Source organism: Microlunatus speluncae (genome assembly GCF_009299835.1).
Classification (GTDB): domain Bacteria; phylum Actinomycetota; class Actinomycetes; order Propionibacteriales; family Propionibacteriaceae; genus Microlunatus; species Microlunatus speluncae.
The window spans coordinates 462,237-476,073 of the sequence record NZ_VKCZ01000003.1; the positions used below are offsets into that span (position 1 = coordinate 462,237).

Sequence of the window (13,837 nt, forward strand, 5' to 3'; positions counted from 1 at the left end):
TGTTATCCGGATCGAGACAGAACGAGCCGCGGATTCATCGGTCGGCCGGGAATTCTTTCGGCGAGATCCGCTGCGGCAGCGGCGACCGGGCCAGCATCACCGGGTCGATGAACGACGCCAGCCAGGTCACCCGGTCGCCGTCCAGGGTGATCACCAGGATGGCCGACAGGAGCAGCTCACCGTCCGCCTCGGGCAGATAGCAGGCCAGCGACGGCCGGTCGTTGAACCGGGCCGGTCGAGCTCGCCAGGGGAGCGCGAAGACGTTCCGGCTCAGGAATTCGACCACGTCCGCGCGGCCGTCGAACCAGGCCGGCAGCGGCGGCATGGTGAATCGGACCTCGTCGGCCAGCAGGTCGACCAGGCCCGACACGTCACCCGCGTCGAAGGCGGTGACGAACGCCGCCACCACCGTCCGCTCCTTGCCCTTCGGGGCCGCGACCTGCTCGACCGGCGCGGCCGGTGCGGTGGCGAGGGTGGCGTGGGCCCGCTGCAGCGCGCTGTTCACCGAGGCCCGGGAGGTGTCCAGCAGTCCGGCCACCTCCGCGGCCGGGAAGCCGAGCACGTCCCGCAGGATCAGCACCGCCCGCTGATTCGGTGGCAGCCGCTGCAGGGCGGCGACGTAGGCCAGGCCGATGTGTTCCCGGCGCTGTCGGACCTGCTCCGGATCGACCTCCGGCGTGTGCAGGGGCTCGATCCACCCGTCGCCCTCGACCGGGGCGCCGAGCTCGTCGCCCGGTCGCCGGGCCGGACCATGATCGAACGACAGCATCCGCTGCGGCCGGTTCCGGGCCTGCCGCAGGCAGCAGTTGGTGGCGATCCGGTAGAGCCAGGTCCGCAGCGAGCTGCGCTGCTGGAAACCGGACAGGCCGCGCCAGGCGGCCAACAGCGTCTCCTGCAGCGCGTCCTCGGCGTCGTGGGCCGAGCCGAGGATCCGGTAACAGTGGGCGGTGAGCTCCCGCCGATGCGGCTCGACGAGCCGGCCGAACGCATGTTCGTCGCCATCCCGGGCGGCGGTCAGCAGATCCATGGCCGGAGTCTGTCAGCCGCCGGGCCCTCGGGTCAGGCGTCGGCGGTCTCCAGCCGGCAGGCACACGACGCGACGATCGGTACGTCGGCCCGGGCCCGCATCAGGTCCAGCTGCTGGGCGATGATCGCCGCCTCGGCCGTACGACCCAACCGGTGCAGGCATTCGTGATAGCCATGCAGGCTCCACACGTTGCCGGGATGTTGGCAGGGCCGGGCCAGCGTCGGGTCCAGCCCGAGGTCGGCGGCGTACACCGCGGCGGCCTCCTCGACCCGGCCCTGCTCGAGCAGCAGGGCACCGTAGGCGTGCCGCGTCGGCTGCATCCAGCCCCACGGCTCGTCGTACGGCAGCGAGTCGTCCAGCTCGATCGCCCGCCGCAGCCGGCCGAACGCCTCCTCGAACCGCCCTTCGCGGTAGGCGATCTCGCCGTCGAGCATCTCCGCGGCGATCGCCAGGATGTCGTGCACGGTGTTGTTGAACAGGTAGCGGGTGTCCGGGATCCGCCGGTAGGCCGCGGCGAAGGCTTCCCGCTCGGTGTGGGCCTGGGCCACTCGGCCCGTCGCGGCGTAGGCGACGCCGCGGCCGTAGTGGATGGTCGCGGCGGTGCTGCAGTAGAGCTCGAGATCCTCCGGCAGCGGCTCGGCGATCAGCTCGTCCCAGCGGCCGAACCGGATCAGGATGTGGATCCGCAACGGTACGAATGCCTCCAGCCAGTCGGCCATCGGCGGCGACTCGATGGCCAGCAGCTCGGGGGTGAGCTGATCCGCGAGCTCGGCCGCGGCCTCGAGCGCGGTCCGCGAACTGCCTTCGAACATGGCGGAATAGACCACGAAGTGGAGATTGTGCGCGCGGTAGAGGGAGTAGAAGTTCAGCGGCCCCTCGCGCTCGACGAACCGCCGATCGACCCGCACCGCGGCCTGGTTGGCCAGCACCGAATCGCGGTAGTTGCCGCACAGCACATCGATGTGGCTGGGCATGTGTTGCAGGTGGCCCGCGTCGGGCACCAGGTCGCGCAGCAGATCCGCGGCCGGCAGCGCGTCCTGCGGCCGGGCCGACATCTCCATCGTGTGCAGATACAGGTGCAGGGCGCCGGGATGTTCGCGTCCGGCCGGCGTGGCCAGGACGTCGTCCAACAGGCGTTTGGCCGGCACGACGCGGGAGCCCGGTGCCGGTTCGCCGGTCCTGATGTCCCAGAGTGCCCACGCGGTGACGTTGATCAGGGCGTCGGCGGCCAGGGTCTGCACGTCGAGGTCGTCCGGATGGGCCTCGGCCAACGCCGCCATCGCGTCGGCATAGGCGGCGCTGCCGGCTCCCAGCGCATCCGTGTCGTTCGGGTCGTCGGTGCGGAAACGGGTCTGCAACGCCTCGATCAGCCCCTGCTCGACCGGCGACCGGCGGCCCTGCGCGGCCAGGCCCAGCTCCATCCGCGCCCGGGCCAGCGAGGCCGCGAGGTCGACCGGATCGAACGCCTCCCACGCCTTGTTGTAGTTCGGGCCGATGGCGTACGCGATGCCCCAGCGCGCGATCGCCAGGTCGGGGTCGAGTGCCAGGGCGCGATCGAAACAGAGGACGGCCTCTTCGTGGTTGAAGGCGTACGCCCAGACGAGCCCGCGATCGAACCACACCTGCGCCTGGGGCGATGACGTCTCGACCGGCCGGTGAAACGTGCCGAGGTCGTAGTAGGGCTCCGTCCGGCCCGGCAATGCCGACGCGGTATCGCTCATGAACGCCCAGATTAGGCCGACTCCGGGGTGAGCGCGCCCGCTCGGCGAAACTCGCGGAAGTTCCGGCGCCGCGCCGTGAACGCTTCGGTGAAACCCGGTGTGGCGCGACGAGGCTGTCCCCGAACATGTGTTCTAATGATCGCTCGCCCGTCAGCCCGCTCCCGGCGGGCGATGCTCAGAAGGAGATCGCCGCAACGATGACTGCAGACACCCTGACCGCCCCCGCCCCGAGCGCACCCGCCCCGACCGCACCTGCACCGTCCACCGACGCCGAGGTTCCGGCGACTCCGGCCGTCGAGGACCGGAGCCAGGCGAACGCGACGCCGGACGCGTCGACGGCGGCCCCGGTCGAGGCGAAGCCGAAGAAGGCGCCGGCGAAGAAGGCGGCCGGCAAGCGGACCAAGACGTTGGAGCTGACGCTGACCGTCACCGGCACCGCCGACGGTGAGTGGCACGCCGAGCTGAAGCAGGGGACGACGTTCCTGGCCCGCAACCTCGCCGTCGCCGCCGCGGCCGTCTCGCGGGCGGCCAAGGAACTCCACGAAGACCTGTCCACCCCGATCGACGAGGTGATCGAAGCCGCCCGCGAGCAGCAGGCGGCCAAGGTCGCGGCGCTCGAGGCCGAGCTGGAGGCCGCCCGTAAGGCCCTCGCCGACCTGGCCGACTGACCGCTCCGTTCCCTGAGCCGTGGTGTGTTCGTTCCCTGAGCCCTGTCCCCGTTGTTCGTTCCCTGAGCCTGTCGAAGGGCAAGCCAGGCAAGCGCTGTCTCGGGTTCGGGTCACGGAACCTGTGCACCCGTCGAGTGGACCCGGGAACGGCAGGATTTGCCGCGCCCGGGTTCGCCCGGGCAAGTCCGCTCGGTGCGCGCCGAGGATTAGAAAGACGCGCCAAGGACGGGCGGGTTAGGGCGGTTCTTAGGAACGTCCGTCCGGGTGCCGGTTGGGTCGTGGTCGGGATCATCGACTGTGACGTTTCCCGGCTCAACCGGAACGGAACGGGCGGGAAACGTCACAGTCGATGCGCAGCCGGCGACTTTCGCCGCCCAACCGGCGCCCGGCCGCATGACGCTGCGGACCGCCTTGACCGGACCGTCCTTGGCGCGTCTTTCCCCGGCCGTCAGGCCGAAACCGGAGGGGCACCGTCTGGCCTGCCCTTCGACAGGCTCTGGGAACGAACAAGCGGCGACAGGGCCCAGGGAACCAGCGGATGATCATCCCGATCGTCGCGGCACGTAGTGATCGAGTTTGGACTCGAGAAGCCCCTCGCCGTGGGTGGCGCTGTGCAACTGACGGCGCACCGCGTCCAGCTCGGCGGTCGGGATGGTTCCGGTCAGCTCGGCCAGCGAGTCCTTGATCAGCGGCGTCCCGGGGATGGCGCGGTGCCGGCCGAGCAGGCCGAGGGTGCCGGAGAGGGCGTCGGCCGGGGTCTCGAGCCGGAACCGGTCGACCGGCTCACAAACGATCGTGCCGGCCTGGCGGACCGCCTCGGCGACGACCAGCTGGGCGGTGAGCCGAGCGTGGGCGGCGGACGGCCCGGGCGGGACGAAGTCCATCTCGGTCACCGTGACCCGGAGATCGGTGACCTGCCAGCCCTGCGGGCCGTTCGTCAGCGGCTCCTCCAGATAGCGCAGCATCGCCTCCTGGAACGCCCCGACCGTCGAATAGACGTGCATCGGCACCTGGGACAGCGGGAGGTCCAAGATCAATTCCAGCCCGGCGCCGGACCGGTTGGGCTCGACGGTCAGCCCGACCCCGGCCCCGAGGAAGTGATCGGGATCGCCCATCCGCACCACGGCACTGCCGGCCCCGGCCGGTCGCTCGACGCAGATGATCATGGTCGAGCGGAAGTCGACCTCGATCCCGTGCTCGAGCGCCAACGTGTCGGCGATCACCTGTTGCTGCACCTCGCCGTAGACGCTGATCCGGGAAGCGCCGTCGGCATCCGGCCGAAGCCTGATCAAGGGATCCCGGTCGGCCAACTCGGCCAGGGCCGTGTGCAGGGCTAGTTGTTGGGCATGATCACGGGCCTGCACTGTGGTCTCCAGGGCGGGCGGGGCGAAGTTGAGCTCCGGCAGCCCGGCCAGGTCGACGCCGAGCCGATCACCCAGCCGCGCCTCGGTGAGCCCGTGGACCCGGGCGATCTGGCCGGCGAGCGCGCGGTCGCGCGTCACCGCCCCGCCGGGTTCGTGCACCTCGAGCCGGGTCACCCGGCCGACCTCGGCCTCGCCGACCCGGACGGGGTCGCGGACCCCGAGCGTGCCCGCGCGGAGGCGCACCGAACAGACCCGGGAGCCGTCGGTGGCACGTTCGATCTTGAACACCTGACCGGTCATCGGCGCGGCGGCGTCGGCCGACTCGGCCGGCAGCAGCGAGGTGGCCGTGGTGATCACCTCGGGCACGCCGGCCCCGGTCACGGCCGACCCGAAGAGGACCGGATGGACGGTGCCGCGCCGGGTCAGCCGGCCCAGGGCGGCCCAGAGGCTCGCCGGGTCCAGGGCCCGGCCCTGATCGACCCAGGCGGCGAGCACCGCGTCGTCGAGTTCGGCCAGCATTGCGGTGGTCGCTTCGGCCAGCGCGGGATCGGTCCAGTCGTGCGGGTGCAGGGCCGCGGCGGCCGTACCTTGATCACGGGCGACCCCGAGCGGGACCACCGCCGCGGTCAGCCGGCGCCTGATCCCGGCCAGCACCCGCTCGGGATCGGCGCCGCTGCGGTCGATCTTGTTGATCATGAAGACGGCGGGGATGCCCAGCCGGCGCAGGGCCCGGAACAGCACGATCGTCTGCGCCTGCACGCCTTCGACCGCGGACAGGACGACGATCGCGCCGTCCAGCACGGCGAGCGAGCGGTCGACCTCGGCGATGAAATCGGGGTGGCCGGGCGTGTCGACCAGATTCACCGTGACGTCGCCGACGGCGAAGCTGGCGACGGCGGTCCGGATCGTGATGCCGCGACGGCGTTCCAGCGCCAGGGTGTCGGTCTGGGTGGTGCCGTCGTCGACCCGGCCGAGTTGATCAACGGCGCCGCCGGCGTGCAGCAGCGCCTCGGTCAGGCTGGTCTTGCCGGCGTCGACGTGCGCGAGCACGCCGAGATTCAGCCAGCGGCGGGACGGTGCCGGCCGGTCGGACGGGTCAGCTGGTCCGGCGGTCTCCGGAGAGTGGGCTCGATGCATTGGTCCTCGTGTTCGACGTGACGGTGGTCAGGATCACGTGAACGCGCATCGAATCTCCTCAGGGCTGAACTACCGACGTCCTGCCGGCTCGGGGTCGAGTCCAGTCGGTCCGCCGGTCGTTGTCAACAACATTTACGGTCGTTTCGGGCTCTCAGTGGTCTCATCCGCGGCGCACAGCATGGGCACAGGGTCCGGAGAGACGGTCGAAGACATGGACAACATGGAACAGCAGGGGCCGTCCGACCCCCACTTCGTACCCCCGACCTCCGCCACGGACCCCGCCACTCCCGCGCCGTCCGCACCCCAGTCGACGCCCGCCCAGCACTCGACGCCGCCCGCCCAGCAGCCGAACCCGACCTTCCAGCAGGGCCCGGCCTTCCAGCCGGGATCGGCCCAGCAGCAGGGATCAGCTCAGCAGCAGGGATCAGCTCAGCACCAGGCACCGGGCCAGCACCCGGGGGCCGCTCAGCACCAGGCGCCCCACGTCGCTCCGCACTGGGGCAACCAGTCCGGGCTGAACACTCCGCCGTTCGGTGCGCCGGGCGGGTCCGGCTACGGGCCGTCCGCTCCGGCGGGCAGTTTTCCGGCACCCCCGAACGTCCCGCCGGTGTCGGCCTTCGCGACCAAGACGAAGAGCAGCAACCGTCCCCGCGCCGCGACCCTGCTGGTCGCCGCCGCGTTGTCGGCGGTGATCGGCGCCGGGGCGGGCATCGGCGGCTTTGCCGCGGCCAGTGCCGGTGGCGCGCTCCAGTCACCGATCCGGGTCTCGACGCTGCCCGCGGCGGACAGCCCGAAGCTGGACGGCTCGATCACCGCCGCCGCGGAGAAGATCAGCCAGTCGGTGGTGACGATCAACGTCCAGTCCGGCCAGGGCACGGTCGGCGGCACCGGGATCGTGCTCGACCAGGCGGGGCACATCCTGACCAATGATCACGTGGTGGCCGGTGCCGGCCAGGGCAGCCAGATCAAGGTGACGTTGCCCGACGGCCGCGTGGTCGACGCGACGGTGGTCGGCACCTCGCCGAACAACGACCTCGCGGTGATCAAGATCTCCGGCGTCGACGGACTGGTGCCGGCGACCTTCGCGACCTCCGCCTCGGTCGAGGTCGGCCAGACCGTGGTCGCCGTCGGTGCCCCGCTCGGCCTGTCCGAGTCGGTGACCAGCGGCATCATCTCCAACACCGCGCGGCCGGTCCGCTCCGGCGACAGCGGCGAGGCGGTCTACCTCGGCGTCCAGACCGACGCGGCGATCAACCACGGCAACTCCGGTGGACCGCTGGTCGACCTCAACGGCGCGGTGGTCGGCATCAACTCCGCAATCGCCGGCTCCGGCTCCAACGACCAGGAATCTGGCAACATCGGGATCGGCTTCGCCATCCCGGCGGACGTGGCCACCCGGGTCGCCGCCGAGTTGATCAAGGACGGCCGTTCGACCGACGCCAGCCTCGGCGTCACGGTCGCCGGCGCGGGCAGCCAGCAGGAAGATCCGACCGGCATCCCGCTGCAGAGCGTCGCCTCCGGCAGCGCCGCGGCCAAGGCCGGACTGCAGGCCGGTGATCAGGTGACCAAGATCAACGACTTCCGCGTCACCAGTGCCGACGGCCTGATCGCGGCGATCCGGTTCTACGCTCCCGGCACCCAGGTCGAGGTCACCTACCAGCGCGACGGTCAAACGCACACCGCGACCGTCACCCTCGACTCCGCGCAGTAACACCCCCACCATCAGCCGACTTGTCAGAACTGAGTTGTGCCCCAGGGCAACTCAGTTCTGACAAGTCGGCTGGGGGTTGTGGTGGTGGGCGGTTGATGAGGAGGCCGGTGGTCACGCCAGCGCCGATCAGGACAGAGCCGATCATGCCGGGGATGGTGATCGACTCCCAGCCGAGGGCGACCGACGCGCCCATCGCGGCCAGCGGGATCACTCCGATCCACAGCCCGGCCGACGCCGCGCCGAGCCGCTGCAGGCCCGCATACCAGGCGGCGAAGGCGCCGGGCGTGAAGATCAACCCCATGATCGCCAGTGCCACCGCCTCGGTCAGGGTCGGCCAGCGGAGCAGTGGGCCGGGGGCGATCATGCCCATGATCAGCAGGACGGCGGCGCTGAGGAAGCTGGCATAGCAGGAGACCCGCAGCGGTCCGTACCGCGGCAGCAGCGGGATCGCCAGCAGCGAGAAGCCGAGCTCGCCGAGCAGCACCCCGATCGCCAGCAGAGTGCCGAGCAGTGAGCCGCCGCCGACTCCCTCGATGATCACGATCCCGACCAGCACCACGGCGGCGCAGCCGATCACTCCGAGGCGCGGCCGCTGCCGCTGCACCAGCGGCCCGACGATCGCCATGATCAACGGGGCACAACCGAGGATGGCGCCGATCAGCGACGGGCTGGCGAAGTGGGTGGCCGGGATCAAGATCAGGTTGAAGCCGACCATGCCGCTGCCGGCCAGGGCCAGCAGCCGTAACAGGTCGACCACCGACGGACGCAGCCACGGCACCCCGCGGAGCCGCAGCAGCAGGGCCAGGATCAACGCGGTGCCCAGATAGCGCACCGCCTGCCCGCCGAAGATCGGGAAGTCCCGCATCAACGTCGTGATCGAGATCGACGCGCCGACCCCGACGCAGGCGAGGGCACAGAGCAGGGAGCCGGTGACACGGGGCGACATGGCTTCACGGTAGGAACTCACTGGGCCTACTTCCAGATCCAGTCCAGCCATGTTTTTATAGACCAGATGGCGGACGCGACGATTGCCCCGGAGGACCTGCGGCTGCTGCTCGGCCCGCGGACCCGGCGCGGGATCCGGGCCTGGCTGCACGACGGGATCGCTGCCGCGGTCCGCGACGGCCGGCTGTCCGCCGGTGTCCGGTTGCCCTCGAGCCGGGCGGTCGCGGCCGGCTTCGGGGTCGCCCGCGGACCGGTGTCGGAGGCCCTCGAACTGCTCACCGCCGAGGGCTATCTGATCACCCGGGAACGCAGTGGCAGCAGCGTCGCGCCCAGCGCGGCCTCGGTCCGGCCGGCGCGCCGGGAGGCCACGGTGCGGCCCCCGCCGAGCCCGGGCACTCCCGACCCGGCGCTGTTCCCCTGGTCGTCCTGGCTCCGGGCGATGCGATCCGGGTCGGCTCGGCTCGGTCCCGACGACCTCGGCTACGGCGATCCGCGCGGCCTGCCGGCGCTCCGGGAGCGCGTCGCCGAGCTGCTCCGGCTCACCCGCGGCGCAGTGGTCGAGCCGGATCAGGTCGTGATCATCAGCGGCGTGGCACAGGGGTTGACCCTGCTGGCCACCGTGCTCCGGGCCCGTGGGGCCGGACCGATCGCCGTGGAGGATCCGGGCTCGCCGGGTGCCCGGGACTCACTCTGCGGGATCGGCGCGACGGTGGTCGGCGTCCCGACCGATGAGCTCGGCATCGACATCGACCGCCTCGCCGACGAGGCCGGCGCCGTGATCGTCACGCCGGCCCATCAGTATCCGCTCGGCGTACCGCTGGACCCGGACCGGCGCCGCCGGCTGCTCGACTGGGCCGCCGGCCGGCTGGTGATCGAGGACGACTACGACGCCGACCTCCGGTACGACGGCCGGCCGATCGGCGTGCTGCAGGCGATGGCGCCCGACCGGGTCGTCCTGCTCGGTTCGGTCTCCAAGGTGCTCGCGCCCGGGATGCGGCTGGGCTGGCTGATCCCGCCGCCGCACCTGCACGCCGAACTGGTCGCCGCCAAGCGCAACGCCGACCTCGGCACCTCCGTCTTCGACCAGGCCGCGCTGGCCGAGTTCCTCGGCAGCGGTGAGTACCAGCGGCAGGTGAAGCGGCTGCGCCAGGTGTACGGCGAGCGACGGGCGAGCCTGGTCGCCCAGCTCCGGGAGCGGCTGGCCCCGGACTCCTTCGATCCCGACCCCGGCGGCTACCAGGCCGGCCTGCACCTGCTGGTCCCGCTGCCGGACGCGACCGCCGAGGAACGGGCGCTGGCCTTCCTCGCCGACCGCGGCATCGCCGCCCAGGGCTACCGATCCTGCTTCTTCGGCACTGGCGACCCGGGCATCATCCTCGGCATCGCCCGCCCGATCGCCCCGACCCTCGTCTCCGCCCTCGCCGCAGCAGTCCACGGCCCGACCAACCCCCGAGTTGTCAGAACTGAGTAGCCCTATAGCGCACCTCAGTTCTGACAACTCGGTGGTTGTGCGATGGGAACCCCCGGGGAGTATCGGGGAAACCGTTGACAGAACGGGGAGGGTCGTTCAAGCTCGCACTGTGCGGGTTGACTGAAGGTCCGAAGAGCCGGCTGAGGGTGCGCTGGCTCGCGTTGTGGTTCGTCGTTCGATCATTGCCCGGCCGAGTCGCGTTGCAGTTGATCTTGGCGGCGGTGTCCGGAGCGTTGCCCGCCGTCTTCTCCGCCCTGCTGGGGATCCTGGTCGGTCTGCTGCCCGAAGTGATCCGGTCCGGTGGCTTCGGCACGCCGGCCGGTGATCAACTGATCCGGTTGTTGATCATGCTCGCCATCGTGCTGCTCGGCCAGGATCTGGCCTCGTCGGCGTACGAGGTCGCGAAGTGGGCGTTCTACCGGCGCTACGAGCACTACCTGTTGTCCCGGGTGATCACCGCGACCGTGGGCAGCGGGCGGCTGGAGCTGTTCGAGGATCCGCGGCTGGCGCAGGTCGCCGACCGAGCCGTCCGGATCGCCGGCGACGAGCCGGGCGATCTGATCGACGGGTGGTGCTGCCGGTGGCAGCGGCTAGCCGAAGGCCTGGCCGCCGCGGTCCTGGTGGCGACGGTCTGGCCGCTGGCCGCCGGCTCGCTCACCCTGGTCTGGCTGGTCGCCGGGCTCACCCTGATGGCGACCGCGCGGCGGCTGGACGTCGACCTCTGGTCCTCGTCCTTGCGCGCCGCGAGCTACCTCGGCCGGATCGCCGTGCGGCCGGCGTGGGCGAAGGAGGTCCGCATCTTCGGACTGGTCGACTGGCTGGCGGATCGCTTCGGCCGGCGGTGGGCCCGGGTGCTTGCGGAGCTGGCGCAGGCGCGCCGGGTCGGGCTGCGGCGGGCCGTCCTGGTGCTGCTCCTGATCGCGGGCGCGCACGCGGTGGTGCTCACCGCCGTGGCCGTCGCGGGGTCGGCGGGTGAGCTGACGGCGGCGCAGGTCACGGTGCTGTTGCTGGGGCTGCTCGGGATGGCGGCCCTGGCCGATCCGATGGCCGACCAGTTGATCGACTTCGGCACCAACAAGGTGCCGCCCGTGCTCGAGCTGGAGCGAGCCGCCGGGCCGCTCGATCAACCGCCGGAGCCGGCCGGACCGGCCACGGCCGTGCCGCTGGTCCGGGAGATCCGCTTCGAGGACGTGACCTTCGGCTACCCGGGTGCGGAGCGGCCGGTGTTCGAACGACTCGAGCTGACCATCGCGGCCGGCACCTCGCTCGGCATCGTCGGGCTCAACGGGGCGGGCAAGACGACCTTGATCAAACTGCTCGCGGGCCTGGAGCGGCCGGGCCGTGGCCGGATCATGATCGACGGTGCCGACCTCGCCGGCCTGGCCCCGGATTCCTGGCGCCGGTCGGTCGCGGCGATCTTCCAGGACCACGTGCACTACGAGCTCAGCGCCCGCGACAACATCGCGTTCGGTGCGGTCGAGCAGCTGCCCGATCATGATCGAATCGAAGCCCTGGTCCGCCGCTCGGCCGCCCGCACCGGCGCGGACGGGGTGCTGGCGGCGCTGCCGTACGGCCTCGACACGCCGCTGTCCCGACGGTTCACCGGCGGTGTCGACCTGTCCGGCGGCCAGTGGCAACGGATCTCCCTGGCCCGGGCGATGGCCGCGGTGGAGAACGGGGCCCGGGTGCTGATCCTGGACGAGCCGACGGCTCAGCTGGACGTCCGGGCCGAGGCCGACATCTATGACCGGTTCCTGGACCTGACCGGCGAGCTCACCTCGATCGTGATCAGTCACCGCTTCTCGACCGTGCGCCGGGCCGACCGGATCGTGGTCCTGGCCGCGGGCCGGATCACCGAGGACGGGACGCACGACGAACTCGTCGCCGCCGGCGGTCGGTATGCGCAGCTCTTCGCCACCCAGGCTCAGTCCTACCGCACGGATCCGGATCCCGACCCTGGAGCTGATCATGCCGAGTGACCGCCCGACGGTGAGCTGGCGGCGGTCGGCCGCCACGGTGATCGCGATCGCCTGGTCGGCCGACCGGTGGCGGACGGTGCTGGCGTTCGTCCTGCTCGGGAGCCGCGCGATCGTCCAGACCCTGTTCGCGTACTGGCTGAAACTGCTGCTGGACGGGATCGCCGACCGCGACCCGACGACGCTGGTGCTCGCGGCCGCGGGGGTGATCGGCTCGGTCGCCGGGACCGCCGCGTTGGCCCACGCCGGCGGCCGGGTCCTCACCACCCTCAGCGGCGAGCTGCGGTACGGCCTGAATCTTCGCCTGCTCCGGGTCGCCGCCGGCGTGCCGAATCTCGACCTGCACGAGACGCCGGAGCACCTGACCCAGCTCGAGGCGGTGCGCCGCGAGCAGTATCAACTGTATGCGGTCGTGCCCCGGCTGGTGGAGCTGCTGGCGCTCGCCGTCCGGCTGCTCGCGATGGGGCTGCTGCTGGCCGCCGTTCATCCGGCCCTGTTGCTGCTGCCGCTGTTCGGGATCCCGGCGGTGCTGGTCAGTCCGTGGACCGGTGGGCTGTTCCGCGAAGGCCAGGAGCGGGCGGCCGAGCCGGCGCGGCGGGCCGAGCACCTGCTGGAGCTCACCGCGACCGCCGGCGCGGCCAAGGAGATCCGGCTGTTCCGCCTCGCCGGCGTGCTGCTGGCCCGCTTCGCCGCGGAGCAGCGGACGGTCCGACGGATCCACCACCGGCTCCAGCTCCGCGCGGCCGTGATCGGGATCGGCTGCCGGGCCGCCTTCCTGGTCGGCTACGTCGGCGCCGTGGTCCTGGTCGTCGTCCTGGCCGCCTCGGGCCGGGCGAGCGTCGGTGACGCGGTGTTGACCGCGGTGCTCGCGGGGCAGGTGCTGGGCCTGGTGACCGGCGCCGCGGAGGCGCTGCAACTCACCTTCCAGAGCCTGGTCGCCGCGGGCCGGCTGGTTTATCTGGCCGACCTCGAGAAGGGTGCCGGGGGCGGCGGCACCGGCGAGGCGCCGGATCGGCTGGAGCGGGGGATCCGGCTCGAGCGGGTGTCGTACACCTATCCCGGTGCCGATCGGCCGGTGCTGCGGGAGGTGGACCTGACGCTTCCGGCCGGGGCGACGGTGGCGATCGTCGGGGACAACGGCGCCGGGAAATCCACCGTGGTCAAGCTCCTGGCGGGTCTGTATCGACCGACCGGCGGCCGGATCCTGCTCGACGACACCGACCTTGCCGGGATCGACCCGGTCGCGTTCCGGCGCCGGACCTCCGCCTGCTTCCAAGATCACGCACGATTCGAGTTCCCGGTCCGGGACGCGGTCGGCCTCGGTGACCTCGACGCGCTGGCCGACCCCGAGATCGGCGAGCCGGCGATCGCGCGGGCGCTCGACCGGGCCGGTGCCGCCGGCGTCGTGGCGGGGCTGCCGGCCGGGCTCGACACCCAGCTCGGGCCCAGTTGGCCCGGCGGCGTCGACCTGTCCGGCGGTCAGTGGCAGAAACTCGCCCTGGCCCGGGCGATGATGCGGCCGCAGCCGCTGCTGCTGTTGCTCGACGAACCGGCCGCGGCGCTGGACGCGGCGGCGGAGCACGAGCTGTTCCTTCGGTGGGCACTGGCCGCGCGCCTGGCCGCCGAAACCAATGGCGGCATCACCGTGCTGGTCTCGCACCGGTTCTCGACGGTCCGGATGACCGACCTGGTCGTCGTCTGCGACCAGGGCCGGGTGACCGAGGTCGGCACCCACGCCGAACTGATCAGCCGGGGCGGCCACTACGCCGAGATGTACGACCTACAGGCCCGCTCCTACCGCTGACGTCCGGCACTAA

9 protein-coding genes are annotated in these 13,837 nt (G+C 71.7%); 5 read left to right on the forward strand and 4 right to left on the reverse strand.

Annotation, left to right across the window (positions count from 1 at the left end):
* Positions 1 to 34: 34 nt before the first annotated feature.
* Both FNH24_RS05640 and FNH24_RS05645 read right to left on the reverse strand, forming a co-directional pair.
* Entirely contained in the window at positions 35 to 1,027 is a 993-nt protein-coding gene (locus FNH24_RS05640) for an RNA polymerase subunit sigma-70 (protein WP_152361150.1), read from the reverse strand.
* Positions 1,028 to 1,059: 32 nt separating this feature from the next.
* On the reverse strand, positions 1,060 to 2,748 hold the full coding sequence (locus tag FNH24_RS05645) for a tetratricopeptide repeat protein (RefSeq protein ID WP_152361151.1): 1,689 nt from the start codon (positions 2,746 to 2,748) through the stop codon (positions 1,060 to 1,062).
* 197 nt (positions 2,749 to 2,945) lie between these two features.
* Between FNH24_RS05645 and FNH24_RS05650 the strand changes: the two genes are divergently transcribed.
* A complete protein-coding gene (locus tag FNH24_RS05650; RefSeq protein ID WP_152361152.1) occupies positions 2,946 to 3,416 on the forward strand; it encodes a DUF6319 family protein in 471 nt (156 codons plus the stop codon).
* 542 nt (positions 3,417 to 3,958) lie between these two features.
* On the opposite strand, the gene FNH24_RS05655 is transcribed toward FNH24_RS05650, so the two are convergent.
* Entirely contained in the window at positions 3,959 to 5,917 is a 1,959-nt protein-coding gene (locus FNH24_RS05655; protein WP_152361153.1) for an elongation factor G, read from the reverse strand.
* A gap of 211 nt (positions 5,918 to 6,128) precedes the next feature.
* On the opposite strand from FNH24_RS05655, the gene FNH24_RS05660 reads away from it, so the two are divergent.
* Positions 6,129 to 7,628, forward strand: a complete 1,500-nt coding sequence (locus FNH24_RS05660; RefSeq protein ID WP_152361154.1) for a S1C family serine protease — start codon at positions 6,129 to 6,131, stop codon at positions 7,626 to 7,628.
* On the opposite strand, the gene FNH24_RS05665 is transcribed toward FNH24_RS05660, so the two are convergent.
* Complete coding sequence (locus FNH24_RS05665; RefSeq protein WP_161606014.1) at positions 7,606 to 8,574, reverse strand: DMT family transporter; 969 nt, start codon at positions 8,572 to 8,574, stop codon at positions 7,606 to 7,608. The two genes, FNH24_RS05660 and FNH24_RS05665, sit on opposite strands and share 23 nt — an antisense overlap.
* 66 nt (positions 8,575 to 8,640) lie before the next feature.
* Between FNH24_RS05665 and pdxR the strand changes: the two genes are divergently transcribed.
* The 3 genes from pdxR to FNH24_RS05680 all read left to right on the forward strand — a co-directional run bounded on the left by pdxR (position 8,641) and on the right by FNH24_RS05680 (position 13,824).
* On the forward strand, positions 8,641 to 10,044 hold the full coding sequence (gene pdxR, locus FNH24_RS05670) for a MocR-like pyridoxine biosynthesis transcription factor PdxR (protein WP_152361156.1): 1,404 nt from the start codon (positions 8,641 to 8,643) through the stop codon (positions 10,042 to 10,044).
* A 116-nt stretch (positions 10,045 to 10,160) separates the two neighbouring features.
* Positions 10,161 to 12,023: an ABC transporter ATP-binding protein gene (locus FNH24_RS05675; protein ID WP_246186761.1), complete on the forward strand. Its 1,863-nt coding sequence runs from the start codon at positions 10,161 to 10,163 to the stop codon at positions 12,021 to 12,023.
* Positions 12,013 to 13,824, forward strand: a complete 1,812-nt coding sequence (locus FNH24_RS05680) for an ABC transporter ATP-binding protein (RefSeq protein ID WP_152361157.1) — start codon at positions 12,013 to 12,015, stop codon at positions 13,822 to 13,824. The genes FNH24_RS05675 and FNH24_RS05680 overlap by 11 nt, the downstream gene beginning before the upstream one ends.
* Positions 13,825 to 13,837 lie beyond the last annotated feature (13 nt).